Origin of the sequence: Rhodococcus sp. Leaf225, from assembly GCF_001426145.1 — a bacterium.
GTDB lineage: Bacteria > Actinomycetota > Actinomycetes > Mycobacteriales > Mycobacteriaceae > Rhodococcoides.
Genome location: NZ_LMRN01000025.1, coordinates 452,399 through 478,569, shown reverse-complemented (window position 1 = coordinate 478,569; position 26,171 = coordinate 452,399). Strand labels below are relative to the sequence as shown.

Here is a 26,171-nt window from a genome sequence, read left to right as displayed (position 1 = left end):
GCGATTGTGGCCGGGAATGATTGCTCATAGTATGCGGATGATCAGTGAAAAGCGCAGGGCAACATGGGTGTCACAGAATGGTCATCCGCTCGCGCAGTCGCACTGACAGAATGAAACGGCGATACCCGGAAATGGCCCCGTTTACGGGGACGTACATGAGCACGACGCGACGGAGTTCGGCGTTTCGGACACTCGAGCTCGACTGACGGAAGCGATGGTGTGTCTTGACCAAGCGAGCTCTCATCACAGGAATCACCGGGCAGGACGGCATGTACCTCGCCGAACTGCTGCACGAGAAGGGGTACGACGTGTTCGGCCTGGTGGCCGGACAGAACAATCCCAAGGCAGATCTGCTCCGCGTCACACACCCGTACGTCGAGATCATCAGCGGCAACCTGCTCGATCTGGTGAGCCTCATTCGCGCCGTCGCCCATGCGAAGCCAGACGAGGTCTACAACCTCGGCGCCATCTCCTTCGTCGCGTACTCGTGGGAGAACGCCCGGCTCACCAGTGACGTCACCGGCGGCGGTGTGCTGAACATCCTCGAGGCGGTGCGCTTCTTCCAGGACAGCTCCGGCCGCGACGTGCGGTTCTACCAGGCATCGAGTTCCGAGATGTTCGGCAAGGTGCAGGAAGTACCGCAGACCGAGAAGACGCTTCTCTGGCCGCGCTCGCCCTACGGCGTCGCCAAGGTGTACGGCCACTACATGACGATCAACTACCGCGAGTCCTACGGCATGCATGCCAGCTCCGGCGTCTTGTTCAATCATGAATCACCGCGCCGTGGACCGGAATTCGTCACCAGAAAGGTGTCGCAGGCCGTCGCTCGCATCACATTGGGCCTGCAGGACGAGATCGCACTGGGAAACCTGGACGCCAAGCGCGACTGGGGCTTCGCCGGCGACTACGTCGAGGCGATGTGGTTGATGCTGCAGCACGACCACGCCGACGATTACGTCATCTCCACCGGTGAGACGCACTCGATCCGCGAACTGCTCGACATCGCGTTCGACGAGATCGGCATCTCCGACTGGAGCGAGCGGGTGCACATCGATCCGGCCTTCCTGCGACCGGCCGAGGTGGACGAACTCATCGGCGATTCCACAAAGGCACGGGAGACGCTCGGCTGGCGCCCCAAGGTCGGCTTCGACGAGTTGGTCCGCATGATGGTGCGGCACGACGTCGACGATCAGTCCAAGCGTGCGGCCGGTGCCCAGTGAACTCCGCGCCCTACTCGAGCACGCGCAAGGAACAACTGGGTGAGCGCGTCTTCAACTTCCTGATCACCCACATCCCGTCGCACACACTCCGCCAGGGGTGGCTCCGCTTCTTCGGCGCCACCATCGGCACGGGCTCGTCGATCATGCTGGGCTCCACGACGTTCGGGCTCCGACGGCTGGTGATCGGCAACAACGTCTCTATCGGATCGTCCGTGCTGCTGGACGCCCGCGGGGGTCTCCTCATCGACGACGACGTGGTGATCGCGTCCGACGTCCACATCATCACCGGGGACCACGACGTCGACAGTGACGATTTCGGTGTCCGCCTCGGGCCGGTGCACGTGGGACACCACGCGTGGATCGCGAGCCGCGCCACGGTGCTGAGGGACGTGGAGATCGGCGCCGGCGCCGTGATCGGTGCCGCGTCTCTGGTCCGCCGCGACGTGGGCGAGATGGAGATCGCCGCCGGCGTTCCCGCCACGGCGCTGGGCAAGCGCACGTCCGCGTTGGACTACCACCCCACCTTCCGCCCGCTCCTCTACTGATGGGATCCGACGTGGTGGATCTCGCCCGTACACGGCTGGTCTACGTCGCGCCTGCTGCCGGCCGCAGCGGCGTCGGCGACTACGCCGACGATTTTCTCACCGAGGTCGCCCCGCACTTCCTCGACGTCGTCGACTACCGCATCGAGACCGAGGGCGCGGAGACGGCGCGCGAGGTACTCGCCCATGCGAGACGGATCCGCGCGCTGGTGAAGGCATCGTCGGCGCAAGGCCCCACCCTCGTCCACTTCGAGCAGAGCGGCGGGTCGCTGTCGGTGTTCTGGGCATCACTGCTGCGCGGGGTGACCGTCACGGCCACGGTGCACGATCCGCCTTACCCGGTGTGGTGGCCCTTCAAGACCAAGTTGGTAGGACGCCACCGCCTCCTGCACCACGCCGTCCACTACCCGTTCCGGGTGATCACCACCGCGCTGCAACTTCGAGTGCTGCGGGGGCGCACCGTCTTCGCCCTCACGACGATGGGCGCCGACAGCATCCGTCGCACCTTCCCCCGGTCACACCCGGTCGCGGCACGCATCTTCGTGCCGGCCCGCCCCGACCTCACTCCACCCGCGGAGCGTCCACTCGCCGTCGGATTGTTCGGCCATGTCTACCGCGGCAAGGGCTTCGATCTCATCGGCCGTCTGCGCGAGGAACTGGACGCCGACATCGACATCCGCGCCGCCGGACGAGGAACGGCGGCACTGCCGGCGATGGCCGGTGTGACCCTCGTGGGCGAGGTGAACGGTCCCGACGAGGACCGCTTCTTCGAGTCGATCCGACTGCTTCTGGTGCCGTACTCCAAGCACAATCCGTACGGCAAGGCCTATCCCGCCTCCAGCGCCGTCACCCGATCGTTCGCCTACGGAACGCCCATCGTCTGCATCACCGAGGGAGCACTCGCCGAGACGGTGGAGCGCGGAGGCGCCGTGGGAGTCGACAGCGTCGACGATCTCGCGGCCGCGGTACTCGGCGTGGTGCGCGACGGCGCCCGGCTCGACGACCTCACCCGCCAGGTCGACGCGGTACGGCGAGCCGACGCCATGACCCACTGTGCGGCCGTCTTCCTCGACGCGTGGTCCGCCGGGGCGAGCCTCGACGCCGCCGAGTACTCGGTGCGATGAGAGCGCTCGACAGCCATCTCCTCCGCACGGGGGTGGCGTCGTTCTGGAACTACAGCGGCCGGCTCGTCGGGCTCGGCTGGACGTTCGCCCTCATCCACACCCTCGGCATCGGCTCCTACGGGCAGTACGCGGTCGCAGTGGCGACGGCTGCCATCGTGAACGCCGGCATCGACAACGCGTTCTACGTCCGCTCCCTTCGACTCGATGAGGCCAGGTACGAGCGGGAACGCTGCGCCCGCGTGTTGTTCGGCTCGGTGGTGGCGGTGGTCGGTGTCGTCGCGTTCACCGCGTCGTTCGTCGTGGGTTTCGCCGTGATCGTCGCGGCGGGTGAGCTGCTGTTCAACACCTGGAAGAGCCACCTGCTCCGGGAGGGACGTCCCGACGTCGCCATGCGCTTCGACGCGGTCCGGCAGATCACGAGCATCGTCCTCGGTGCCACGTATCTGTATGCGGTGGAGGCACCGTCGCTGTCGACAGCCGCGGCCCTGTACCTGCTCCCCTACCTCGTGGTGGCGGCCGCCTGCCTCCGGTACGTCCCCGGACGGACCCCCGCCGCACCCGGCGGGCCGAAGGAGTTCGCGCTGCTCTCCTTCGAGGCTCTCGCCGCCGCCCTCTACGCGCAGGGCGACGTCGTCGTGATCGGGTGGGTCGCGGGCGACGAGGTCGCGGGCTACTACTCCGTGGCACTCGTGGCGGCACTGGCCATCTCGACCATCGGCCAGAACTATGCCAACACCTACCTCGAGAAGATCCGGGCGGTCGGCGGTCACGTGTCGGGAGCGCCGGCGCTTCGCGACGTCGTCAAGGTCGGCCTGCTCACCGGTGGGTCGATGGCCGTCATCGGCGTCGGCATCCTGGTCTGGGGCGGCGCCGACTACACCGGCCACATCACGCTGATCCTCTCGCTGTTCGTCGTCGCGCGGGCGATCAACCACTCGTTCATCGTGGTGCTGTTCGTGCAGAAGCGCGACGCCCTGCGGGTGAAGGCCACCGTCGCCGTGGCGGTGGCGAAGCTCGCGGCACTGGCGTTGCTCGTGGGACCGCTCGGCGGGTACGGCGCGGCCGTGGCCTGTGTCGTGTGCGAGGCCGCCCTGCTGTTCGTGTACCACCGCGCCGTACACGGCGCGGCGTCGTCCTCCATCCGGGAACCACTTCACGACAGGGCTACTCGATGAAAGCGGCATTTCTCCTGGCCAAGGATCCCCGGTTCGAGTCGACGGGCGATCTGACGATGGCGAACCTCGTGATGACGCTCGCCCGGTCGTCGTACGACGTCGCTGTCGTGTGCCTCTCCGGCCGCCCGGAGGTGGCGGAGGCCGACGTCGTCCGTATTCCCAAGACGGCTCCGCGCCCGGCCGAACTGGTGAGCCGGAGCCTGCGCACCCGTCGCAGTCTGGTGCACACGCGCTTCACTTCGGACAGCCTCGTGAAGGCCGTGGACGACACCGACGCCGACATCTTCGTCGCCGACCACAGTTACATGGCCGAGGCCTTCCTGCACTCCTCGCGGGCACACACCCGTCGACACGGAGACCCCATCCTCGCGGTGAGCACCGTCGTGTCGGAGACGTTGGTGTGGAAGGCGACCCGGGGAGTCCTCGGCCGGGTCGACTCGCGCCGCATCGTGCGCGACGAACTCCGCGTCGCGCGTCAGGCCTACTCTGTCGGGACGTACGACGCGGAGGAGGCGCAGTTCTACTCCGATCACGGGGTGCGGCGAGCGCACTGGCTGGATCTGACACTGCCCCCGAAGACGCAGGTGGACATCGGCGAGTCCGGCCCTCGATTGGTGTTCCTCGGCGACCGCCAGTGGTCGCCCAACCAGGAGGCGTTCGAACGGCTGCTGACGTGGTGGCCGGACATCGCCCGCGGCATCGACGGTGCGGAACTGCGCATCGTGGGCTCGCGCGGACCCGGCCGGCCCGTACCGCTGCCGCCCGGTGTGGAGGATCTGGGCTTCGTCGACGACCTGGACGCGTTCCTCTCGACCAGCCGCGCCATGGTCGCGCCCATCGTCACCGGCGGCGGAGTCCGGGTGAAGATCCTCGACGCGGCCAGCCGGGGCATGCCCGTCGTCGGTACCACCGCGGCCGTCGGATCGCTCGGACCCGTCCTGGGAATCGACGGCATCGACGACAAGCACGAGTTCGTGCAGCGCTGCCGGCGCTACCTGCTCGACCGTTCGGCCGCGGTGGCCGACGGCGACGCCCTCTACCGAGCCAACGCCGACCGTTGGAACGAGGGCGCACCGCACCGCGCGGTGCAGGAGTGGTTGGCGCCATGACCCCCCGCAGAGCGTCTCTCCTGGTGGGCATCCTCGGCGCCGGTGTGGCCGTCGCGGTGGGCCTGCTGTCCGGCTCGAGCACCAGCGCCGCCCGGCTGCTCGCGGTGGGCCTGATCGGCATGGTGGTCGGCGTGACGGTCACCCTTGCCTCACCAAAATTCGTTTATGCCGCACTGGGATTCACGCTCGGTGGCATCCCGTTCGCGGTGATTCCCGGCGCGGGACCCGCGGTGCTGCTCCTCGCGGTCGCGGTGTGGGCCGCGATGCTCACCCACCCGCCCCCTGTCCTGCGGGTGCGCAGCCTCGACGTGATGGTGGCGCTGCTCCTGCTCGTCTCGCTCGCCTCGGTCACCCAGAGCGCCACCAGTGGAGTCCATGTCACCGAGTTCCTCAAATGGGCAGTGGCGACGTCACTGATCTTCCCGCTGCTCCGACTCGATGCGGTCGACCTGCGCCGCTTCGGCCTGTCCTATGTGTGCGGCGCGGCGGTGGGCGGCGGCGCTTCCCTCCTGATCCTGTTCTTCGACCGCACCGGGACGGCGATCTCCGTCCTGTCCCCCATCGGGTACGGGAACACCGGGACCATCGGCACCACGCTGCGCTGGTTCGAGGTGGGCGGCACGTCCATCCGTCGGTTGGCCGGCACCTACATCGACCCGAACGTGGCGGGCATCTTTCTGTTCCTCGGCTTCGCCCTCGCGTTGGCGTTGACCCGCGGGTGGATCCGCATCGTGTCGAGTGCCGTCATCGGACTGGCGCTGATGGCGACCCTGTCGCGCTCGGCCATCCTGTCGGTGATCGTCGCGCTGGCGGTGTACCTCGCGTTCCAGCAACTGCGGACACGGACCCGCGTGATCGTCGTGGCGGCCACGCTGCTGGGCGCGGCTGTCGCACTCGCCATCCCCGCCGTCAACGCGCGGTTCCTGTCCAGCTTCGGCTCGTCCGACCGCGGAACCGACGACAGGGCCCGCGCACTCGCGAACTTCCTTCCATCGATGGACGGGCATTGGCTCTTCGGGCGCGGGTGGGGTGCCCTCGAGCTCATCGACGAGGTGGCCGGCTACAACGCGAACTACGTCGCCAATACCCCTTTGCTGACGCTCTATCGCGGGGGCATCATCGTCGGCGTCGTGTTCCTCGCGCTGCTGCTGGCCGCGCTGGTCATCGCGTACCGACGGATGCGCTCGTCGACGCACTGGCAGGCCGGTGTGATCGGTGCGGCCTTCATCGGATTCCTGCTCGTCGCACTGCAACTGGACTTCCCGGTGGTCACCAATCCGATCGTCACGATGGTGTTCTCGGTCTTCCTCGCTCTGCTCACAGTCAACCCGACACCCACACCGGACGACAGCGCCGTCGAACCCGATCATGCTCGACTGCAGGAGGTTCCACGGTGACCGATACTCCCGCTCCCGTCACCGCACCGCCGACCCAGCGGAAGGCCTGGATCGCCGGGCTGGAAGGCCCCCGCGGTGTCGCCGCGATCTGCGTCGTCCTCGCCCACGTGGCCGTGGTGCACACCCCGAACATCGTCGCGTCGACGCGGATCGACTTCCTGGGCCAGGCCCTCACGTTCTTCTTCGCGCTGTCCGGGTTCCTGCTCTACCTTCCGTACGTCACGCGCTTCGCCGACGGGGCAGCGTTCCCGAACACGAAGCGCTACTTCGTCGCCCGCGTCCGACGGGTGTTTCCCGCCTACATCGTCATCTTCCTGATCGTGAACTTCGTCCTGGGCGCCGGCTACGTGGTGAATCCCGTGACGAGCGGCTGGGATCATTCCGCCGACGGCACCGGCACCATCACCGCGCCGCTGCCCCTCCTGGCGCACCTGACGCTGACGCAGTCGTACTTCCCCAGCACTCTGCAGACCGGAATCAATCCCTCCTGGTCGCTGAGCACCGAGTGGGGCTTCTACCTCGTCCTCCCGATAGCGGGCTTCCTGCTCTTCCGGTTCGGCCGCGGCGGCCGGCGACCCCTCGTGACCGCGCTGATCCCCGCGGTGGCGCTCATCGCGCTCGGGCTGATCGCCAACACCATCGTCGGCAGGCTGCAGCACGCGAGCGGCCTCCCACCGCTCGAGCAGTACTGGGGACCGAACTGGGTCGCGGTGTTCTCGCGCAGCTTCCTCGCTCTCGCCGACCACTTCGCCTGGGGCATGGTGGCGGCCGTCGTCTACGCCGCGATCGCCCGGGGAGCTTTCTCCCGCTTGTCGACGTCGCGGTTGTCGGCGGTTCTCCTCAGCATCGCCGTCCTGGCGCTGTCCGGCTCGATGCTGTTGTTCGCGCTCGGATCTCGCTATATCTCCTCGGTGTTCGCGATCGCCTCGTGCGCCTCCATTCTCGCGATCGTCGCGCCTCTCGGCCGCGGCGAGGACTCCCGCCTCGCGAGGATGACCGACTGGGCGCCGCTCAAGTATCTCGGCATGGTCTCCCTGTCCTCCTATCTGTGGCACTACCCCGTTCTGATCCTGGTCGGCCGTGCGGGGATTCCGATCCCGCCCACCGCACTCGGTCTCGTGTGGGGATTCGTGCTGGTCATGTCCTTGACGGTGGCGCTCGGGTCGCTGACGTACTACCTGGTGGAACGACCGATGATGCGATGGCGAGCCGGACGTACCACGTGAACCGACGGGGGTTCCTCGTGCTCGCGGCCGCGGCAGCGGCGGCCGGGTGCGCGCGGGACCGGGCTGCGCCGCCCGTCCCCGGGGAACCGGTGGCGCCGCCCCGAGTGCTCGGCTACTCCACCGGATCGTCCATCCTGTGGGCGGACGACGCGGACGTCTCCCGGACGATGGCCGCGGTCCGCGACGGCGGGGCGACATCGGTTCGTATCGACATCTCGTGGCGCTTCGCCGAACCTGCTCGGGGGCAGTACGACTGGCGACCCTCCGATCGGGTGGTCGACGCCGCCAGGGCGGCCGGCCTGGACGTGGTGGCCACGCTGACCACGACACCGGCGTGGGCGGCCATCGGGTTCTCGGACCTCGCCGCAGCGGCTCCCCGAAACCCGCAGGAGTACGGCGCGTTCGCGGGCGTCGTCGCCGATCGGTATCGCGGGCGGGTGTCGACCTACGAGATCTGGAACGAGCCGAACGGCCGACTGTTCTTCTGGCCGAACCCCGACCCCGCCCGGTACACCGCCATGCTGCGGTCCGCCTTCACCGCCGTCACCGCGTCCGATCCCGACGCCGTCGTCGTGGCGGGGGCACTGGGCAACACGGACACCACCGACGGCCGGATGGACTCGAACGAGTTCCTCGTGGGTATGTACGACACCGGTGCGGCCGGGTCGTTCCACGCGCTCTCGTACCACGCGTACGACTACGGCACCACCCTGGCCGACGCCGGCCTGTACCCCAATTCGGCTGTGCAGCAGATCATCAGGATGCGGCAGACGATGGTGGCGCACGGGGATGCGGCGGCACGCATCTGGATCACCGAGTACGGCGCGCCCGACACCGGCGTGGACGCGGACACGCAGGCGCGGCTCATCGTGGAGTCGGCGCAGCAGTGGGGCGAGGTGCCGTACGGCGGGCCGTTCTACGTCTACACCGTCCGTGACGGCGACAGCCTGTCCCCCGATCCGGAGGCACGCTTCGGCGTGCTCGACGATGCCTTCGTACCCAAACCCGTCTACGGACAGTTGGCCGCACTGGCCGCGGCGGGGCTGCCCCAGCGCGACATCGCGAACCGGTTCGACGCCGCCGCACCCTCCGACTTGGGCGAGCCGCGGGGCCCGGTCTTCGCACTCCCCGCGGGCTCGGGCCGCCAGTACACCCACGGCAGCCTGTACTCGACTTCGAGCGGCTGGCTCACCTCGCCGCCGGCGGTCGCCGACATCGCCCGCACCACGGGGCTCGTTCCGGCGGGCCCGTTCCACGACGGATACCAGGACCTGCTGGCCGACGGCGGGTTCCGGGTGTTCTCCGATCCGCGCTTCGGCACATGGGCCGTCGTCGGCGCGATCCTCGATCAGTGGCGGCCGGAGCTCGGGTTCCCGGTCACCGGGGAGTACGAGACGCCCGACGGTCAGCGCGTCGTGGACTTCGAGTCCGGCCGCATCCTGTGGAACCCGACGGACGGGGCAGTGGTGGTGCGCGACCGGTGACGCGGCTGGGCGCGCTGCGCCGGGTTTCCGCTGACGTCGCCGTTACTGGACATTGCGACACCGTTTCACGGGCCGCTATTCGAGCGTGACGGGCGTCCGGGGATTGCGGTTCAGAGGCGTCTCCTCGCCCAGAATGCGAGCCCCGTCCTCGATGTCCGCATTGTGAATGGCACGGCCCATGACGACGCCGATGACCAGGGCTGCGACAACCCAGACGGCGCCGATGCCGTAGACGATCCACCACATCGCACGAGTGTGACACCGAAATCCGGAAATGTGACCATAAATGGCAATGAAACCATTGAGAACGTTTCTCGGCGGGGTTCGAAGCGCCACCACGGGCGTCTTCGGTACGCGATCCGCACCACAGAACCTGTCATTCGATCGGAGGACGGGGTCAACGACGCTTCGCGCACCCGGCCTGTTCAGGCGTGTTTCGAGTTCTTCGACGCCGAGGACGAGTCGGATGAGATCGCGGGATGACTTGCAGCAGAAACAGCGGATGGCCATACTTTCCGCATGGTCAGACGACGTTCGCGCATTGTTGCGCCCGATAAACCGACGCTCGGACAAGTCAGTTCCGTCGGTGTCAGCTTCGTCGCTTTTCTCGTGTTGCTGTTTCTCTGCATCAGCCACGGCCTTCTCTGAATTCGGCCCACTTCCGCACATGTAGGCAAATCGAACACACGTTCGATTTTTGTCGGTGGTCCGCGGTACTGTGAGGCATGTTTTCGGGGGGAAACGCAGGGGATGGTCGTCGTGACGACGGCTCCATCGGCGACCCCGTTCTCGCCCAGCTCGTCGCTGCGCAGGAGGAGCTGACGCGCCGCATCGCGGCCTACGACACTCAGCACATCGGGACGGCCGACCGTCTCGCCCTTCTGGTGCGGGACGAGAAGGTGACGCGGTCGCGGCAGGCGCAGGCGCACGTGTGGCTGGCCGAGCTCGTCCAGCAGCGCGGCTTCGAGGAGACCGGAGCGCACAACGCCGATGCGCTGGCTCAACTCCTCACCATCGATCGCGCAGCCGCTGTGGCGCGACTGTCCGTGGCCGCCCAGCTCGGCAACAGGACCACCCTGCTCGGCGACGTCATGGAACCCGAGCTGCCCGCCACCGCTGCGGCGCTGCGCGAGGGTGCCATCGACCCGGCCCACGTGAAGGTGATCAGGAAGTTCGACAAGAATCTCCCCGCTGCTGTGGATGCCGATACTCGCGCCCACGCGGAGCGGCACCTGGCCGACGCGGCGCGCGAGGTGCGTCCCGCAGAACTCACCGCGCTCGCCGAACGCATCACCGCGCACATCGTCGAGGAAGGCGAGTTCGAGCTCCCGCCGGAGCGCGTCCGCAAGCGCGGCATCTTCATGGGCAAGCAGGACAGCGACGGCATGCGCAGCGGCAGGTTCGTTCTCGATCCCGAGACCGCGGCGTACCTCGATGCCTACAACAGCAAGTACGCGTCGCCCGGGGTGGGCAATCCCGAGGACACACGCGCGCCCGTCATCGGAGAACCGGACGACGAGACCCGCCAGCGCGACACCCGGACCACACCGCAACGACGGCACGACGCCCTCAAGCTACTGCTACGCGACACACTGTCCTCCGACGATCTCGGCAGGCACCGCGGTGTGCCGGTCAAGGTCATCATCGTCGCCCGTCTCGAGGACCTGATCCGAGGCACCGGACTGGCCACCACCGCAACGGGTTCCACCATGCCGATCCGCGACGTCATCCGCATGGGGTCGCACGCCGATCACTACCTCGCTGTCTTCGGCGACGACGACGGCAGACCACTCCACTTCGGCCGCACCCGCCGCATCGCCAGTGAGGACCAGCGCCTCGTCCTCATGGCCACAGACCGCGGATGCACAGCACCGGGATGCGATCGCCCCGCCGTCGCCACTCAGGCGCACCACATCCACGAGTGGCAGGACGGCGGGCCCACCGACATCGAGTCGCTCACCTTCGTGTGCGACATGCACCATCCGATGGTCCATGACGGAGCACTCGGATGGTCCACCACCACAGCGCCGCCAGGCCATCCCTACGCCGGGCGCACTCTGTGGCACCCGCCTGCCCTCATCGACCCGTCGAGGACAGGCCGGGTGAACCACTATCACCACCCACAGGACTATCTGTGGGAGGACGACGAGCCAGCGGCCTGAGTCATCTCGATGAGTCGCAACGCATCCCACGGCGCGAAGCCCTTCGCGTCGTTGTCGAAGTAGACGTACACGTCTGCGCTTCGCAGCGCGCCACTCACCGATGCGCTCGGCCCACCGGCCGAGCGCCTCGTCGGAGTACCCACTCGTGTACAGCTCCGTGTCGCCGTGCAACCGGACGTAGACCACGTCGCTGGTGACCTCGGTGAGCATGGGGAACTTCCCGGCGGAGTCCGCCACCACGCACCCGATGTCGTGTGCCCGCATCAGCTCGTAGGCCTCGGGTGAGTCGAAGCTTGCATGCCGCACCTCGAGACAGTGCCGCAGCGGCCGGTCCTCGTCGACGTCCAGGAACACGCGGTCGTCGGCGAGCTTGTCGTCGTGCTTCTCCCCCAGCCGAGCGGCCTCCGTCGTCGACCGCGGCAGCAGCGCGAAGAAGTCGGCCATTCTCGTGGCGTCGAAACGGAACGTGGCCGGCAGCTGCCACAGGATCGGCCCGAGCCGTGGCCCCAGCGCGAGAACCCCCGACGCGAAGAAGTTGCCCAGCGCCGCGTCCACCCCCACCAGCTTCTTCATGTGGGTGACGAAGCGCGGCCCCTTCACCGCGAACACGAACCCGTCCGGCGTTTCGGCACGCCACCGCTGATAGCTCGACGGCCGTTGCAGGGAGTAGAACGAGCCGTTGATCTCGATGGAGGTCGGTGCGCGGGAGGCGTACTCGAGCTCGCGGCGCTGCGCCAGGCCTGCGGGATAGAAGTCGCCCCGCCAGCCCGCGTAGCGCCAGCCGGAGATGCCGATGCGCAGTTCCATCGGCTACCTCCCGTCCTCTCGGCCTCCGTCAGCAGATACCCGCACACCGAGCTGCGACACATGGGCCTGGTGCGATCACGGTCGCGGTGGCCAGGCGGCCCAGCCGTCGGGAAGTGCACGGAGAATGGGATCCGCAGCGTCGAGACGCGCTGCGGGGATACCGTCGGAACCGGTCCGCCCCGAGCTCGCGCCGTCGGGAAAGGTGAATGCGTACCCGACCATCGGACGGAGCCCGCGCTTGACACTCTCCCGATAGTTGCCGTTCACGACCGCGAACACCTGACGCTCGAGGCCGTCGGCTTCGTCCTGCCAGGTCGAGTCGCACGCGTCGCACCCGCAGCTCGGGAAGTAGAAATCGTGCAGCAGACCAGCGTGCATCCCGATCCCGGGGTAGGACGTGAAGATCAGTGTCAGTGTCGCGCAGTCGGAATCGCTCGGTCGGATTCGAACAGCACGAGTCGTGGCGCGATGCGGGCGAACCAACTCCGCAATCGCCTCCGGACCCTCGTCGATCTCGACGTCGTAGGTGTCGCGTAGGTGCTCGATGAGGGCATCCGCGATCACATGAAGTGGCGCATAGCGTTCCGGGTGTTCGGTCACGGAATAGGCACTCTCCGGCGGAGAGTCGGCCCACAGGTTCCCGTACTCGATGACCCGACCGTCGGAGTCGCGGAACACCGGCTCCTCGATCGTGGGGCGTACGTACGAACTCACGTCAGTCATCCTCTCTCGCTGCGAGCAGTCCGATCGGTGCTACCGCCCGGTCGGTGCGGGGATCGCACCACACCGCGACACCCGTCTCGTGGAGCGAGAGGGTCCACCGAAGTCGGTCGAGGTCCAGGTGCGCACCGGACCGGCGCCAGTGCAGGTCCGACCCCACTGCGACACACGCGTCGACCATCTGGGTGGGCGCACCCATTCCGGAGTCGGGGAGCAACGGCAACGTCCACTCGTCGACGTACTCGAGATCGGGGCCCCACATCGGTCCAGTGTGGCAAGCATTCCGGTGCTCGGAAAACTGTTTCTCACGATCCCCTCGACACCGTACGGTGCGGTGCATGGACGAGGTCGTGACCCGACGGAAGAACCAGCCACCGCCCCCTCATGTGGTTTTCGACGATCTCGTCAATCCCGGACGCGAGACCATACGGCCGTGGTTGCGCCTGCTCGATGACGAGATGCTTCCGCGCGTCATCGAGTCCGAGCCGCCGTCGCTGGTCGTGTGGTCGTCGCTCTGGCCGGCGAGACCCAGTGCTCTCATTCGCTTCGACCTGACGGACGATGGCGCTGGGACGAACCTTCGGTGGACATTGCTCCTCGACCCACCGCGCCCGGACGACGACGCCGTTCGTGGCTTGCGCAAGCGCATCGACAGGCTGATCAATGGCAACCTCCGCCATACCTACGGCCAGTGGCACTCAGGCGAATCGACAGATCAAGAACTGCGACTCCGACATGAGCCGATAAGTGAGCCGCGCACCAGTTATCGCTTCGCACAGCGCAAATGACGACGCCAGGTAGTTCGCGTCGAGGGCTGGATCGTCCTCGGGCCCGCGATCGAGGTCGAAGCCACCCACCTGTTCCATCAGTGGCAACACCGCATCAGGATCGTTGCCCTGGCGGGAGTCCGCGAACATGTGCTCGAACATGGTCACCAACGCTCCGTCACGATAGAACCGGAAGTGACTGGCAGCGAGGTTGCCGTCGACGCTGACCGCGAATCGGCCAGTCGACAGGCTTTGCTTCGCGTCGTCGTCGAGGTAGCCATAGGGTTCGTACAGAACGACCGACTCGCCGACCTGGAGTACACCGCCGATCAGATCCCGGCCGTTGTCCCAGGCAAGATCACAGAGCGCGCCCAAGTCGCCTGTGCTCGACTCGGTGACTGCCGGAAGCCCTGCGAGAACGTCGTCCACAGTGGCAGGCGAGAACACCGACAGGCAGAATCCTTCGTCGAGCAGGTAAGGGTCGTCGACGGTGATCCACGCGTAATCAGCGGAGCGCACGTTCGTCATTGCTGCAATCTACGTCGCAACCGAGGTCAGTTGCAGTCGGCACACGCGGCCACGGCCTAGTTGGCGTCCAGCACCCTCTCCAGCGGCACGTTCGGGATCGTGATCCCCCGCGACGCGCCGAGGCCCGTGATCTGCAGCCAGATGGTGTCGGCGAGGAAGGCGGCGAACGTGTCGAGATCGACCGAATCCTCCTGTGCGCGCCACGTTCTCACCGCGCCGACGCAGCCGGAGATGAGGCTCGACACCCACGGTCCGACCAGGCGCAGGTCCTCGTCGCCCAGGTCGGCGTCGACGAGAGCGAGGAATCCGCCGACGGCCACCTCGATCTTCTCGGCGACGCGGGCGATGGTGCTCTGCAGCGGTGATTCGGACGATCCGGTGACGTTCTGCTCGATGACGTACGTCCAGGTGGGATGGGCGACCACCCAGCGCACGTACGAGTCGACCACCCGTTGCACCACCGAGCGTGGCAGACCCTCGAGTGTCACCGACGCCGTCAGGGTGTGTTCCAGCTGCTCACAGATGGTGCGCTGGATGGCGACGTCGAGGTCAGCCCTGTCGGCGAAGTAACGGTAGATGCCGGTGCGATGGATGCGCGCCTCGTCGGCGATCTGCTGCGCCGTGACCCACTCCCCCGGATGCACGCCCCGCTCGAGCACGTCGAGGGCAGCGGCGATCACCTGACGGCGGCGGTCGGCGTTGTGCTGATCCCACCGTCGCCTCCGGCCGTCACCGGAGGTGGTGCGCTCGGTGCTCATCGCACCGAAGCATCTCACGTACGCAGTAGTCTCCGCGGCGCCCTGACCGTCACACGTGCCGCGACGGCCTCCTGATCGAGCCGATCGACGATCTTCACGCGCGGCCGACCGTTCCGTCGACCGAGAGCGAGCTCCTCCGCATCCAGCCGGCGCCATGCCGCCAGGTCACCCGCCCGCGGGATCGCCGCTGCGATCAACTCGTCGGGCGTGTGGTGCGGCTCGGTGATGTCGGAGTCCAGGTGGTCGAGCACCGCCTCCACCGTCTCCTGCGCGCAGGTCTTGTTCGTGCCGATGAAGCCGCGCGGACCGCGCTTGATCCACCCGACGACGAACACACCCGGCGCCACCCGCCCGCGATCGTTCGGCACGGTGCCCGTGCGCTCGTCGAACGGGAGCCCGGGCAGACCGACACCGCGGAAGCCGACCGACCGCACCACCAGGCCGGCGTCGAGGACGTACTCGTCGGACGTCGGGACGGCGACGACGGCACCGTCAGCACCCTCGACCAGGTTGTTCCGGGCGACGCGGACGCCGGTCACCCGGCCGTCCCGGCCCAGGATCTCCACCGGAGACACCGCGAACGTGAGCACGATGCGACGGCGCGTGGCGTCTGTCGATCGCGGCCGAGCAGCCAGCTCCGCGAGCAGGCGACTCCGCTGATCGTCACCTTGCAGCTGTGCGGGATCCGCCTCGACGATGACATCGACATCGGTGAGCGCTGCGAGACCCATCAGCTCGGGCACGGTGAAGGCCGCGTCGGCCGGTCCGCGTCGGCCGAGAATCCGCACCTCTCGGATCCGAGAACCCCGGAGCTGGTCGAGAGCGTGCGGCGCGATGTCCGTTCTCTCCGAGAGCCAATCGGTGTCGCGGGTGAGCATGCGCGCGACGTCGAGGGCGACGTTGCCGTTGCCGACGACGACGGCGCGCTCGTGATCGAGCGTGACGGCGGCGTCCCGATGGTCGGGATGGCCGTTGTACCAGCCGACGACGTCGGTGGCCGCCACGGAGCCCGTCAGGTTCTCACCGGGAATGCCGAGCGTGCGGTCGGACGACGCGCCGACGGCGAACACCACCGCGTGATAGACCGACTGCAGTTGCGCCACAGTGACAGTCGTTCCCACCTCGGCGCCCAGCACGTAGCGGAAGCCGGGCTCGTTCTCGATCGCCTCGAAGAGGTCGGTGACCTTCTTGGTGGTCGCGTGGTCGGGTGCGACGCCGTGCCGCACCAGGCCGTGCGGAGTGTGGAGCTTGTCGTAGACGTCGACCGACGCCACCTCGGGATGCTTGAGCAGCTCGTCCGCGGTATACAGCCCGGCAGGCCCGGCACCGATCACCGCGACGCGGAACGGGCCACCGCGGCGCAGACGTCGTTGCGGCGCAACGAGAGCCAGCGGAGTGCGGTCCGCGTGCGGAGACCGCTCGAAGTACTCCGCGTTGAGGGCCGCGTACGGAGCGGTCTCGATGGTCAGCTTCGTGTCGGAGACGATCGCGCCCACCGGGCACGCCGTCACACAGGCACTGCATCCCACGCATGTCGCCGGGTCGATGAACAGCATGTCTGTGGTCCCGAACCCGGGCTCACCCGGCGCGGGGTGGATGCAGTTGACCGGGCACGCGAGGACGCAGGACGCGTCGGCGCAGCACGTCCCGGTGACGACGTGGGGCATCGAATCAGGCCGCGGCGGAGGCGGGCTCGCTGCGGAACCGCGACGGGCGTCCGTCGATACGCAGACTCGTCCACAGACGCTTCGAGACGCGGTTCATCAGCCCCATGTCCTCCGACAGCTTGCGGACGTCACCGAACATGTCGCGCAACGTCTTCGCAGAGGCGTCGTTGTCCCACCACACCTCACGCACTACCTCGCGCGGGATTCCGAGCTCGCGCTGCACCTGCTTGCTGGGCTTCATGATGACGTCGCACAGCACGCGCATGATGATCGGCGTCGCAATGGACATTGCGAACCGCTGACGTCGGGACAGCTTCGGGGCGCGGTGTTCCAGGTACTGGTGGGCGAATCCGATGTGCCGCGCTTCCTCGGCGACGTGGATCTGCATGATGCGCGTCATCAACGGGTGCTGCGATGCACCGGCGCGCAGGATCGACTTCTGCGCGTGGTCGATGGGCTCCTCACCGGCCAGCACTCCGACGAAGAAGCCGAACGGGAGCGGGCCCGCGAAGAGGGGAAGAAGAGGGCCGGCCTTGCGGAACCACCTCGGGCCACCGGGCACGGCGACACCGATCCGGTTCACCAGCTCCTGGAACATCTGGGTGTGGTGGCACTCCTCCGTCGCCTCGTGCGTGGAGTAGCGGAACTCCGGCGAGCCGTTCGGGAGCCGCAGCGCGTAGTTCATGATGCCGGCGATGAGCACCTGCTCGAACTGCAGACCCACCTTGAGGATATTGGCCTGCCGGTACATGCCGACCGCGATCTGCCGATCCAGAGGGAGCGACCGGTACCACTCGGTGTTGCCCAGCGGATCGGCTGCCGGGAGCACCCAGCGGGGATCGTCGGCCACGATCGCGTAGTGCGGATCGTCCCAGGGGATGTCGAGGAAGGCATCGAAGTGCTGGTGAACGGACGCTTCGGACAGGGTGCGCAGCGTCTGCTCGTACTCGGAGCGCGTGTCGGATGTGATCGTCATGGCGTGAACCTCCGTGAGTGCCGGGCCGACTTGGTGCGACAGGCTGTTGCAGTAAAAGTTACTGCAACTCGGTGTACCACGCAAGCGTTGAGCCGTCGCGAATTGGTACAACGAACGTTGTCATCGTGGCCGAAATCAGGCCATTCTCGGTTGTTGCATTCACTCGGCATCTATTCTTCGATCATCGGGTACCGTTTCCCCGTCCTTGCGAACCGCAGCTCCGAATACCGGGAACTCGACCTGTCCTTCTCCTCACTGCCGCATCGTTCGTCGGGGGTCGACGCGGCTCGACGAACGAGAGTGTGTGTTGCCCGTACGTCCGATCCCGACCGCTGACCACGCCGCGGCACGCCTCGAGTACCCGAGCGTGCCTGCGATGCGTCTCGTCGTGTTGACGCTGGTCATCATCGTGGGCCTGGCCGGGATCACCTGGGGTCTGTCACCGCAGTTCGACAGGACGTCCTTCGTCATCGTCGCCGTGGCGGCGCTGACCACTCTTCCGTCCGCGTTGCTCATCTACCTCTACGGGCGAAATCTCCGCTACTCGATTCCTTTCGTCGTCTACGCAGACATCGGCATCACCGTCGTTCTGTTCGCCTCCCGGTCGCCGTTCGACGCCCTTCCCGGCGTCGTCCTGCTGATGCTGGTGTCGTTGTTCGCGGGCGTGTACGTCTCCGGGCGGATCCTGACGGCCCAGCTGGCCTTCGCCGCGGCGATCCTCGTCGTGCTGTCTGTGCTCTCGGTACACGACGGTGTCTCCGGGTGGATTGTTCTCTCGCGTGCGCTCACGCTGCTCACCGCGGTCATCGTGCCGATCCTGCTCAAGATTCACGTCGACTTCCTCACCGATAAGCTCGAGAACAGCCGACGCGACAGCGTCAGCGGCCTGCTCAACCGACGCGGCCTCGACGGCGCCGTCGCCCGGTTCGATGTTCCCCGCGGAGTCGAGCAGACCCTGGGCGCGGCCGTCGTCCATCTCCGGGACTTCGTGCAGATCGAGCGACGCCTCGGCCGCGCCACGAGCCACGACCTGGTCGCCGAGACATCGAGTCTCCTCACGGACGCGTTTCCCGACGCCATCGTGGCCCGGACCCAACCGGGCGAATTCGCCTGTGTCTGGCTCGGTTCCGCGGACGACGTGGCCGAGCGGCTCGCCGCGGCGCGCGCCCTGGTGGAGTCGACCCGCCTGCGCAGCGCCACCGTCAGCATGACGTGCACCAGTTCCACCGTGCCGGTCGACTACCGCACCACCGTGACCGTCGCGCTCGGCAAGACCCTCACCGCCGCCGCGTTCCTGCAGTACGGCGACGCCGTGGCTCCGCGCAGCAACCACCACGTCGCCGAGCTGATCGCCGACGGCGGGCCCGCCATCGTCTTCCAACCCGTGTTGTCGGTGTCGACGGGTCGCGTCATGGGCTACGAAGCGTTGTCCCGCTTTCCTTCCGGGCACGGCACCACCCAGAGCTGGTTCCTCGACGCGGCCGCCGACGGCCTGCAGATCCCGCTGGAGCTCGCTGCTGTCCGACGCGCCGTCGCGGCGTCCCGAGACCTCCCGACCGACGTCTTCCTCGCAGTCAACGTCTCGGCGACCACCATCGTCGCCACCGACCTGGTGCCGATCCTCGACGAGGCCGCCGAGTGCCGACGCGTCGTCGTCGAGATCACCGAGCACGACCTGGTCAGCGACTACACCGCACTCGGCGCCGCCCTCGATCATCTGCGCGACGAGGGCCTGTCCATCTCCGTCGACGACGTCGGGGCCGGCTACTCCGGTCTCCGTCAGCTCGTCGAGATCAAGCCCGACGTCCTCAAGCTCGACGCCTCGATCGTCCGCGGCATCGACACCGACCCCATGCGCCGCGCCGCCGCCAGCGCCCTCACCACCTTCGCGGCCGCCATCGGTGCGGAATGCGTGTACGAGGGCATCGAGACGCCGCAGGAGCTGGAGTCGGCGCGCAGCCTCGGTGCCGACATGGTGCAAGGGTTCCTGCTGGGGCGCCCCACCTCCACTCCGATCCTGAGCCGTCAGAACGGCATGAACGCCCTCTGAGCGGGTATGGCCCGGCCATGACGACACCAGGTTCCGACTTCGTTTCCCGCACCGCCGTCGTGACCGGCGGCGACTCCGGCATCGGCCGCGCGGTGGCCGTCGCGTTGGCCGGCGGCGGCCTCGACGTCGGGGTGACCTACAACCGCGACCGCGAGGGCGCCGAGGCCACCGTCGCGGAGATCCGCGCGCTCGGGTGCAGCGGGTTCAGTGCCCACATGGACCTGACCGACCTCCCGGGCGCCCCGTTCGCCGTGGACTCGCTGGCCAGTGAGCTCGGCGGGATCGACGTGCTGGTGAACTGCTCCGGCACAGGCACCGCCACCTCATTCCTCGACCTGGACTTCGACTCGTGGCGCACGGTGCTGTCGGTCGACGTCGACGGCGCGTTCCTGTGTGGACAGCACGCCGCACGGCTGATGGTGGAGCAGGGCCACGGCGGGCGCATCGTCAATGTCACCAGCGTGCACGAACACCTGCCCAAGGTCGGTGCGGCACCGTACTGCGCCGCGAAGGCCGGTCTCGGCGGACTGACGCAGGTGATGGCGATCGAGCTCGCACAATACGGCATCACCGTGAACTCGGTTGCACCGGGCGAGATCTCGACACCGATGACCGGTCAGACCGACGAGAACCCCGAGAACAACCCCCGGCCGGGTGTCCCGCTCGGACGTACCGGCGACGCACGGGAGATCGCCTCCGTCGTCGCGTTCCTCGCCGGCCCGACGTCGTCGTACATGACGGGCGCCTCCCTCGTCGTGGACGGCGGCATGGCCCTGATGGGGCCGCAGGCCGTCCAGTTCGTGAAGGACGACGCCTGGCGGAGCGTGTGACGTCCGATGGCCCTGCACTGCAGGGCCATCGGACGTCAGGTGCCCTTGACGTTCATGATCTGGCGGAGCTCGTGGAGCACCGTGACCAGATCGCGAGCATCCTCCATCACCACGTCGATGGACTTGTAGGCATCGGGGATCTCGTCGATGAACTCGGCCGAGTCCCGGTACTCGATCCCCACCATCCGCTCACGCAGGTCGTCCTGCGTGTAGCGCTTGCGCGCCTCGGCCCGGGAGAACCGCCGACCCGCACCGTGCGGAGCCGAGTGCAGACCGCTCGCGCTGCCCTTGCCCTCGACGACGTACGACCGCGTTCCCATGCTGCCCGGAATGATGGCCCGCACACCCTCGGCCGCGTGGACGGCGCCCTTACGGGTGAGCCACACGTCCTTGCCGGCATGCTTCTCCGGCCGGGTGTAGTTGTGGTGACAGTTGATTCGATCCGACTCGACACTCGTGTCGGTACCGGCCCGATGCACGAACTGGTGCAGGAACCGATCCATCATCTCGGCCCGGTTGAGGTACGCGAACCGCTGCGCCCACGTCAGATCCGCGATGTACCGATCGAACTCGGGCGTGCCCTGGGCCAGGTACGCGAGATCACGGTCGGGCAGCTGGATCCACCACTTCTCGCACATCTTCTGCGCGATCGCGATGTGCTTCTTGGCGATCTTGTTGCCCACCCCTCGCGAACCCGAGTGCAGGAACAGCCACACCCGGTCCCGCTCGTCGAGACACAGCTCGATGAAGTGGTTGCCACCACCGAGAGACCCCAGCTGCTGACGCCACTTCGGCGAGTGCGACAGGTCCACCCCGCTCTTCTCGGCCAGTTCCTCGAGCTCCGCGATCTTGGCAGCGGTGAACTCGAAGCGGTCGAGGTGCCCGTTGTAGTTGCCGGGCGAGAGGGGGATGACGCGCTCGACGTCCTGACGCAGCTGCGCCAGGTCGAGGTCCGTGATGTCGCTGTGAGTCAGCGTCGTCTCGACGCCGATCATCCCGCACCCGATGTCGACGCCGACCGCGGCGGGGATGACCGCGCGCAGTGTCGGAATGACCGTGCCCACAGCGCTTCCCATTCCGGGGTGCGCATCGGGCATCAGGGCGACGTGGGGGTGGATGAACGGCATGGCCGCGGTGCGACGCGCCTGCTCCAACGTGGCGTCCTCGATGGCCGAGGCCCAGTTGAGCAGCCGCGTTCCCGCGCCTGTCGGTGGCATGGTGATCTCCTTCGTTGTCAGTGAGGGGATGACGGTACGAGGTGTGGGTACCTCGGGGCCAGGCAATTACGCTGTCCCGCATGCACTCGGAGTACGACGCGATCGCCCCGGACTACGCGGCCGCCTTCGCCGACGAGCTCGGCTCGCGCCCCTTCGACCGCGGGTTCCTGTCGTCGTTCGCTCGCTCGGTACGGTCCTCGCGCGGCACGACGGTGCTCGACGCCGGGTGCGGGCCCGGCCAGGCGGCACGCGAGCTCGCGGGTGCCGGCCTCGACGTCCTGGGTCTCGACGCGTCGAAGGGCATGATCGCCGCAGCATCGGGGCCGGCCTCCTGGGTGGTGGGCGACATGACCGCGCTCCCCCTGGCCGACGGTTCTGTGCACGGCGTGTGCGCCTGGTACTCGATCGTGCACACCCCCACCGCCGATCTGCCCGCTCTGTTCTCCGAGTTCCGCCGCGTCATCGTCCCGGACGGCTGGCTGCTGCTGGCGTTCCAGACCGCAGCACCCACCCGCGAGCTGCGCACCGCGTTCGGGCGGGACGTGCACCTCGACTACCTCCGCCACGACGTCGACGAGGTGCAGTCGCTGCTCATCGACAGCGGGTACGTGCTGCACCGGGACGCCGTGCGATCCGCCCACGGCACGGAGACGGCGGCGCAGGCGTTCGTCGTCGCGCGGGCACGCGATCACCTCGTGGAGCCGCCGCCGCGAGGGTGTTGATCGTGGATGTCAGACCCCGGAATCCGGGGTTCCGATTCCACTGTTACTGCGGGGATCCCCGGTGGGCCCACGCCCGTCCAACAGTGCGTGGACGAACTGGACAGATTCGCTGGTCGGCACGACGGCGTCATCAGCCGGGCACAGGCCCTCGCACTGGGACTGTCGTCCACCGCGCTCGAACGCCGCGTGTCCGCAGGACGCTGGACCCGCATGGCGTCGGGCATCTACATGCCGGCAGGTCAACCGGTCACCCAGCAGGCGATGGTGCGCATCGCGGTGCTCCGATGCGGTCGCGGAGCACTGGCGAGTGGGCCCACCGCCGCATGGTGGCTCGGCCTGCTCGAGCGGCCGCCCGCCCACTCCTGGGTGACCCTTCCGCGTGCTCGGCGATACCTCGATCGGTCGGTCACCGTGCGACGACGCAACGTTCCTGCAGTCGACGTGGCGGTGGCCCGTGATCTCCGCGTCACCGGCCTCGCTCTGACTGTGCTGGAGACCGCCGTGATCCTGGAGGAGGCACGGCCCGGCGACGGAACCCGGTTCCTCGACCGCGCACTGCAGACCCGCACATCACTGGACCGGCTGCAGAGTGCCCACGCTCGCAACCCCGGACGTGTCGGCAGCCCTCGCGCCGCGGCGATGCTCGTGCACGCGGCGACCGGCGGCGAATCCGAGGCGGAGCGAATCTTCCTTCGACTGCTGCGCACCTTTCGCATCACGGGATGGGAGTGCGCCGTGCGATCGTGCGGCTACGTGATCGACGTGGCCTTCGTCGACCGGCGGGTGGCGATCGAGATCGACGGCTGGGCGTATCACCGGACGGCCGAGCGCATGGCACACGACGCGGTGCGTCAGAACGCGCTCGTGAACGACGGCTGGACGATCCTCCGGTTCACCTACCACCGGCTGATTCGAGAGCCCGAAGCCGTGATCGCCGAAGTTCGTCGAGTACTGCGTCGATAGTGGAATCGGCACCCCGGATTCCGGGGTCCAGATTCCACTATCGAACCCCGCGCCGGCCACGCAACAGGATCACCGCGAACGCCGGCACACCCACGAGCGCCGTCACGACCCCCACCGGAATCTCCTGCGGCGCGAAGACGCTGCGCGCCAGGGTGTCAGCCCACACCATGAACACGGCACCGATCGCCATGGACACCGGCAGCACGCGGTGATGGGCGGTGCCGACGAGGATGCGGGCCGCGTGGGGGATGACCAGCCCGACGAATCCGATGGCTCCCGCCGACGCCACGATGGTCGCGGTCATCAGTGCAGTGACTCCGAGCAGGACGACGGACAGGCGGAGCATCGAGACCCCGAGCGCGCGGGCCGTGTCCGATCCCAGCGTGACCGCGTCGAGCGACGGCGCCGCCACCACGCACGCCACCGCCCCGATCCCCACGGCGCCGGCGCACACCGCGACATCGCCCCACCCGGCACCGGCGAGCGAGCCCAGCAACCAGAAGAGAACCCCGCGCGTCTGCTCTGCATCGGCGGAGGACAGCACGATGAACGAGGTGAGGGCCGAGAACAACTGCGTACCGGCCACTCCCGCCAGGATCACCGGCCCTGTTCCGCCGCCGGCGCCGGTGGCCAACATCATCACCAGCACGAAGGACACGAGAGCACCGACGAAGGCGCCGGTCGACAGCGACAGTGCGCCCGCACCCACACCGAGCACCGCCACCGACACGGCGCCCGTCGAGGCACCGGACGAGATGCCGAGAACGAACGGATCCGCCAAGCGGTTACGCAGCAGCGACTGCATGATCGCGCCACACAGCGCCAGGCCGCACCCGCAGATCGCCGCGAGAAGTGCACGGGGAAGCCGCAGTTCCCAGACGATGCCGTCCTGGATGCGGCTGACGTCCGCCGGCGGGCCACCGAGATGCGCGACGACGACGGCGACCACGTCGGGCACCGTCACGTTCGCCGGGCCCAGCGCGATGGACACCGCCACCGACGCGACGACCGCCAGCAGCGTGGCCACGACCGCCAATGCCGGTCGCACCCTCACCCGTTCGACCACTCCTGCAGTGCCGCAGCCACTTTCTCGATACCGTCGATGGTCCGGATCGACGGATTGAGGTCGGCACCGTTCACGACGATGTAACGCTTGTCGATCACCGCCTGCATGCGACTCGTCACCGGGTTGCTCTCGAGGAATGCGATCTTGCTCGCCAGCGCGTCACCGTCGATGCTGCGCCGGCTGAGGTCGGCCAGCACGAGTGCGGAGGGGTTGCGGTCGGCGACACTCTCCCAACTCACCTGCGGCCATTCGTCCTTCGTGTCCGCGAAGACGTTGCGCACGCCCACCGCGTTCGAGATGACACCGGACGCTCCGCAGCACCCGGCCATGTAGGGGGCAGTGGTGTCGGCGAACCAGTAGGCGAGCGACGCCTCCGACACCGGCGTGGATGCCGCGTCGTAGCGCGCTCGCAGCTCGTCGACGAGGGCATTCCCTCGGTCGCGGACATCGAAGATCGCCGCGAGATCGCGCACCTCCTCGAACACCGTCTCGATGCTCAGTGGCTCGTCCCGGGCACCGTCGGCGTTGACGCTGGTGGCCGACTTGCCGATGCAATCGGTCGGCGACAGGTACGTCGGGACGCCGAGCGCGTCGAACCGGTCGCGGTCGGCGACTCCACCCTCTCCCAGCGTTCCGCCGAACGACGCGGTGACCAGATCGGGCTCGGTGTCCAGCACCACCTCGAGCGAGGGCTTGTTGTCCGCCAGCCGCGGAACCTGCGCGTCGGCGTCCGCGAGGTCGGCCCGTACCGGGTCGGTCCAGGTGGCGGTACCGACCATCCGATCTTCCAGCCCCAGGGACAGCAGGATCTCGGTGGATCCCTGATTGAGGGAGACGGCGCGCTGCGGCGGCGCGTCGATGGTGACGGTGCGGCCGCAGTTCTCGAGGGTGACGGGATAGTTGCTTCCGGCCTCGGCCGCAGCCGTCGTGGTCGGGCCGGTGGAGCATCCTGTGGCGAGGAGGCCGACTGTCGTGACGACAGCGGCGATCGCGAGGCGTGGGGTCATGTTCGGTTGTGCCGTCCTGCTGGGAGCCCGTGCGCGGAGCTTCGAGGGTGGTGCCGGACAGCAAGCGATCGGACTTCGAGCCGAAGCTCGTCACCGTTGCGCGCCAGTCCCGGAATCGCACCGGGTTCCCTCGCTGAACGACTGTTCGAGGGTCACTCTAACGGTCGGTCGTCAGGCCGCCGAGTCGCGGCGGTGTTCGGGAGTCGACTCCTGCCGACGTGCGTCGCGCTCGTCGCGCTCCGCCTTGCGGACGGCGCGACCGATCCAGACACCGATGAGGACCGCCATGAGAAGCCACGCGACCGCGATGCCGACCACGAGCATCCAGCCCGTGGTCACGAGCGGGTCCCGAGGTGGTGCGGTGTCGTCACGACGAGTTTTCGTCACGGCCATTCGCGAGGATTGCCGTGCTCGATCACAATCCGATCTCGGTCCCCATCACCTCGCGGGAGCGAGTGGCGCGTCACCGTCGACGTCGTGTGCATGCTCTACGTCTTCCTCGACGTCGGCCACATGGATGGCATGGCCGACTCGGACGCCGAGAACGACCGACACCACCATCCAGACGGCCACGAAGCCGATGACGAACCACCACATGTCACGAAGTGTTCCACCGATACCGGCGACCGAACCGCCTGCGAGGACGCGACATGG

25 protein-coding genes and 1 pseudogene are annotated in these 26,171 nt (G+C 67.8%); 13 read left to right on the top strand and 13 right to left on the bottom strand.

Annotated features, from left to right (window positions below):
• Positions 1–224 precede the first annotated feature (224 nt).
• Genes ASG69_RS20605 through ASG69_RS20570 form a run of 8 tightly spaced genes read left to right on the top strand, consistent with a single transcriptional unit; the run spans position 225 to position 9,277 of the window.
• Complete coding sequence (locus ASG69_RS20605; protein WP_056443897.1) at positions 225–1,220, top strand: GDP-mannose 4,6-dehydratase; 996 nt, start codon at positions 225–227, stop codon at positions 1,218–1,220.
• Positions 1,217–1,765, top strand: coding sequence for an acyltransferase (locus tag ASG69_RS20600; protein WP_051613483.1), 549 nt, complete (start codon positions 1,217–1,219; stop codon positions 1,763–1,765). The genes ASG69_RS20605 and ASG69_RS20600 overlap by 4 nt, the downstream gene beginning before the upstream one ends.
• Positions 1,765–2,886 carry a glycosyltransferase family 1 protein gene (locus tag ASG69_RS20595; RefSeq protein WP_056443894.1) on the top strand — a complete coding sequence of 374 codons (1,122 nt, stop codon included), beginning with the start codon at positions 1,765–1,767 and terminating at the stop codon, positions 2,884–2,886. The genes ASG69_RS20600 and ASG69_RS20595 overlap by 1 nt, the downstream gene beginning before the upstream one ends.
• The gene (locus ASG69_RS20590; protein ID WP_056443891.1) at positions 2,883–4,061 is read left to right on the top strand and encodes a hypothetical protein; all 1,179 of its coding nucleotides are present in this window, start codon (positions 2,883–2,885) and stop codon (positions 4,059–4,061) included. Before ASG69_RS20595 ends, ASG69_RS20590 begins: the two co-directional genes overlap by 4 nt.
• The gene (locus ASG69_RS20585) at positions 4,058–5,170 is read left to right on the top strand and encodes a glycosyltransferase (RefSeq protein ID WP_056443888.1); all 1,113 of its coding nucleotides are present in this window, start codon (positions 4,058–4,060) and stop codon (positions 5,168–5,170) included. The genes ASG69_RS20590 and ASG69_RS20585 overlap by 4 nt, the downstream gene beginning before the upstream one ends.
• Positions 5,167–6,567 (top strand): O-antigen ligase family protein, encoded by a 1,401-nt coding sequence (locus tag ASG69_RS22645; RefSeq protein ID WP_156380608.1) that lies wholly within the window; start codon positions 5,167–5,169, stop codon positions 6,565–6,567. The genes ASG69_RS20585 and ASG69_RS22645 overlap by 4 nt, the downstream gene beginning before the upstream one ends.
• A complete protein-coding gene (locus ASG69_RS22330) occupies positions 6,564–7,793 on the top strand; it encodes an acyltransferase family protein (protein ID WP_056443883.1) in 1,230 nt (409 codons plus the stop codon). The genes ASG69_RS22645 and ASG69_RS22330 overlap by 4 nt, the downstream gene beginning before the upstream one ends.
• A complete protein-coding gene (locus tag ASG69_RS20570) occupies positions 7,769–9,277 on the top strand; it encodes a cellulase family glycosylhydrolase (protein WP_056443880.1) in 1,509 nt (502 codons plus the stop codon). Before ASG69_RS22330 ends, ASG69_RS20570 begins: the two co-directional genes overlap by 25 nt.
• 75 nt (positions 9,278–9,352) lie before the next feature.
• On the opposite strand, the gene ASG69_RS22640 is transcribed toward ASG69_RS20570, so the two are convergent.
• On the bottom strand, positions 9,353–9,913 hold the full coding sequence (locus tag ASG69_RS22640; protein WP_156380606.1) for a hypothetical protein: 561 nt from the start codon (positions 9,911–9,913) through the stop codon (positions 9,353–9,355).
• An 89-nt stretch (positions 9,914–10,002) separates the two neighbouring features.
• Between ASG69_RS22640 and ASG69_RS20565 the strand changes: the two genes are divergently transcribed.
• A complete protein-coding gene (locus ASG69_RS20565) occupies positions 10,003–11,439 on the top strand; it encodes an HNH endonuclease signature motif containing protein (RefSeq protein WP_056443877.1) in 1,437 nt (478 codons plus the stop codon).
• On the opposite strand, the pseudogene ASG69_RS22325 reads toward ASG69_RS20565, so the two are convergent.
• The 7 genes and pseudogenes from ASG69_RS22325 to ASG69_RS20530 form a co-directional block, all read right to left on the bottom strand.
• Positions 11,406–12,246, bottom strand: a pseudogene (locus tag ASG69_RS22325) (DUF72 domain-containing protein). The gene ASG69_RS20565 and the pseudogene ASG69_RS22325 sit on opposite strands and share 34 nt — an antisense overlap.
• Before the next feature lie 75 nt (positions 12,247–12,321).
• Positions 12,322–12,960 (bottom strand): DUF6226 family protein, encoded by a 639-nt coding sequence (locus tag ASG69_RS20555; protein WP_056443872.1) that lies wholly within the window; start codon positions 12,958–12,960, stop codon positions 12,322–12,324.
• 1 nt (position 12,961) lies between these two features.
• Positions 12,962–13,228, bottom strand: a complete 267-nt coding sequence (locus ASG69_RS20550; RefSeq protein ID WP_056443869.1) for a hypothetical protein — start codon at positions 13,226–13,228, stop codon at positions 12,962–12,964.
• Between the two features lie 436 nt (positions 13,229–13,664).
• The gene (locus ASG69_RS20545; RefSeq protein ID WP_056443866.1) at positions 13,665–14,261 is read right to left on the bottom strand and encodes a DUF6461 domain-containing protein; all 597 of its coding nucleotides are present in this window, start codon (positions 14,259–14,261) and stop codon (positions 13,665–13,667) included.
• Between the two features lie 56 nt (positions 14,262–14,317).
• Entirely contained in the window at positions 14,318–15,019 is a 702-nt protein-coding gene (locus ASG69_RS20540) for a TetR/AcrR family transcriptional regulator (RefSeq protein ID WP_056443863.1), read from the bottom strand.
• Between the two features lie 14 nt (positions 15,020–15,033).
• On the bottom strand, positions 15,034–16,686 hold the full coding sequence (locus ASG69_RS20535; RefSeq protein ID WP_056443861.1) for an FAD-dependent oxidoreductase: 1,653 nt from the start codon (positions 16,684–16,686) through the stop codon (positions 15,034–15,036).
• 4 nt (positions 16,687–16,690) lie between these two features.
• Positions 16,691–17,662, bottom strand: a complete 972-nt coding sequence (locus ASG69_RS20530; RefSeq protein WP_056443859.1) for an AurF N-oxygenase family protein — start codon at positions 17,660–17,662, stop codon at positions 16,691–16,693.
• 376 nt (positions 17,663–18,038) lie between these two features.
• Here ASG69_RS20530 and ASG69_RS20525 point away from each other — a divergent pair, with 376 nt between their 5' ends.
• Positions 18,039–19,712 (top strand): EAL domain-containing protein, encoded by a 1,674-nt coding sequence (locus ASG69_RS20525; RefSeq protein ID WP_156380605.1) that lies wholly within the window; start codon positions 18,039–18,041, stop codon positions 19,710–19,712.
• A 17-nt stretch (positions 19,713–19,729) separates the two neighbouring features.
• Positions 19,730–20,542 carry an SDR family oxidoreductase gene (locus ASG69_RS20520; RefSeq protein ID WP_056443851.1) on the top strand — a complete coding sequence of 271 codons (813 nt, stop codon included), beginning with the start codon at positions 19,730–19,732 and terminating at the stop codon, positions 20,540–20,542.
• 35 nt (positions 20,543–20,577) lie between these two features.
• Here ASG69_RS20520 and ASG69_RS20515 read toward each other — a convergent pair whose 3' ends face one another.
• A complete protein-coding gene (locus ASG69_RS20515) occupies positions 20,578–21,759 on the bottom strand; it encodes an RtcB family protein (RefSeq protein ID WP_056443848.1) in 1,182 nt (393 codons plus the stop codon).
• 80 nt (positions 21,760–21,839) lie between these two features.
• Between ASG69_RS20515 and ASG69_RS20510 the strand changes: the two genes are divergently transcribed.
• Both ASG69_RS20510 and ASG69_RS20505 read left to right on the top strand, forming a co-directional pair.
• Entirely contained in the window at positions 21,840–22,481 is a 642-nt protein-coding gene (locus ASG69_RS20510) for a class I SAM-dependent methyltransferase (protein ID WP_056443846.1), read from the top strand.
• A gap of 6 nt (positions 22,482–22,487) precedes the next feature.
• On the top strand, positions 22,488–23,444 hold the full coding sequence (locus ASG69_RS20505) for a type IV toxin-antitoxin system AbiEi family antitoxin domain-containing protein (protein WP_082544416.1): 957 nt from the start codon (positions 22,488–22,490) through the stop codon (positions 23,442–23,444).
• 37 nt (positions 23,445–23,481) lie between these two features.
• Here ASG69_RS20505 and ASG69_RS20500 read toward each other — a convergent pair whose 3' ends face one another.
• The 4 genes from ASG69_RS20500 to ASG69_RS22635 form a co-directional block, all read right to left on the bottom strand.
• On the bottom strand, positions 23,482–24,498 hold the full coding sequence (locus tag ASG69_RS20500; RefSeq protein ID WP_082544448.1) for a FecCD family ABC transporter permease: 1,017 nt from the start codon (positions 24,496–24,498) through the stop codon (positions 23,482–23,484).
• Entirely contained in the window at positions 24,495–25,517 is a 1,023-nt protein-coding gene (locus tag ASG69_RS20495) for an ABC transporter substrate-binding protein (RefSeq protein WP_056443836.1), read from the bottom strand. The genes ASG69_RS20500 and ASG69_RS20495 overlap by 4 nt, the downstream gene beginning before the upstream one ends.
• A gap of 171 nt (positions 25,518–25,688) precedes the next feature.
• Positions 25,689–25,856, bottom strand: coding sequence for a hypothetical protein (locus tag ASG69_RS20490; RefSeq protein ID WP_155957070.1), 168 nt, complete (start codon positions 25,854–25,856; stop codon positions 25,689–25,691).
• Positions 25,857–25,955: 99 nt separating this feature from the next.
• Complete coding sequence (locus tag ASG69_RS22635) at positions 25,956–26,114, bottom strand: hypothetical protein (RefSeq protein WP_156380604.1); 159 nt, start codon at positions 26,112–26,114, stop codon at positions 25,956–25,958.
• Positions 26,115–26,171: the final 57 nt, after the last annotated feature.

Excerpts from the sequence above, each read along its gene's own strand:
- ASG69_RS20595 (WP_056443894.1), top strand. The coding sequence starts at position 1,765 with ATGGGATCCGACGTGGTGGATCTCGCCCGTACACGGCTGGTCTACGTC.
- ASG69_RS20590 (WP_056443891.1), top strand. The coding sequence starts at position 2,883 with ATGAGAGCGCTCGACAGCCATCTCCTCCGCACGGGGGTGGCGTCGTTC.
- ASG69_RS20585 (WP_056443888.1), top strand. The coding sequence starts at position 4,058 with ATGAAAGCGGCATTTCTCCTGGCCAAGGATCCCCGGTTCGAGTCGACG.
- ASG69_RS22645 (WP_156380608.1), top strand. The coding sequence starts at position 5,167 with ATGACCCCCCGCAGAGCGTCTCTCCTGGTGGGCATCCTCGGCGCCGGT.
- ASG69_RS20570 (WP_056443880.1), top strand. The coding sequence starts at position 7,769 with ATGGCGAGCCGGACGTACCACGTGAACCGACGGGGGTTCCTCGTGCTC.
- ASG69_RS20565 (WP_056443877.1), top strand. The coding sequence starts at position 10,003 with ATGTTTTCGGGGGGAAACGCAGGGGATGGTCGTCGTGACGACGGCTCC.
- ASG69_RS20550 (WP_056443869.1), bottom strand. The coding sequence starts at position 13,228 with ATGTGGGGCCCCGATCTCGAGTACGTCGACGAGTGGACGTTGCCGTTG.
- ASG69_RS20545 (WP_056443866.1), bottom strand. The coding sequence starts at position 14,261 with ATGACGAACGTGCGCTCCGCTGATTACGCGTGGATCACCGTCGACGAC.
- ASG69_RS20540 (WP_056443863.1), bottom strand. The coding sequence starts at position 15,019 with ATGAGCACCGAGCGCACCACCTCCGGTGACGGCCGGAGGCGACGGTGG.
- ASG69_RS20535 (WP_056443861.1), bottom strand. The coding sequence starts at position 16,686 with ATGCCCCACGTCGTCACCGGGACGTGCTGCGCCGACGCGTCCTGCGTC.
- ASG69_RS20530 (WP_056443859.1), bottom strand. The coding sequence starts at position 17,662 with ATGACGATCACATCCGACACGCGCTCCGAGTACGAGCAGACGCTGCGC.
- ASG69_RS20525 (WP_156380605.1), top strand. The coding sequence starts at position 18,039 with ATGCGTCTCGTCGTGTTGACGCTGGTCATCATCGTGGGCCTGGCCGGG.
- ASG69_RS20520 (WP_056443851.1), top strand. The coding sequence starts at position 19,730 with ATGACGACACCAGGTTCCGACTTCGTTTCCCGCACCGCCGTCGTGACC.
- ASG69_RS20515 (WP_056443848.1), bottom strand. The coding sequence starts at position 21,759 with ATGCCACCGACAGGCGCGGGAACGCGGCTGCTCAACTGGGCCTCGGCC.
- ASG69_RS20510 (WP_056443846.1), top strand. The coding sequence starts at position 21,840 with ATGCACTCGGAGTACGACGCGATCGCCCCGGACTACGCGGCCGCCTTC.
- ASG69_RS20505 (WP_082544416.1), top strand. The coding sequence starts at position 22,488 with ATGTCAGACCCCGGAATCCGGGGTTCCGATTCCACTGTTACTGCGGGG.
- ASG69_RS20495 (WP_056443836.1), bottom strand. The coding sequence starts at position 25,517 with ATGACCCCACGCCTCGCGATCGCCGCTGTCGTCACGACAGTCGGCCTC.
- ASG69_RS22635 (WP_156380604.1), bottom strand. The coding sequence starts at position 26,114 with ATGTGGTGGTTCGTCATCGGCTTCGTGGCCGTCTGGATGGTGGTGTCG.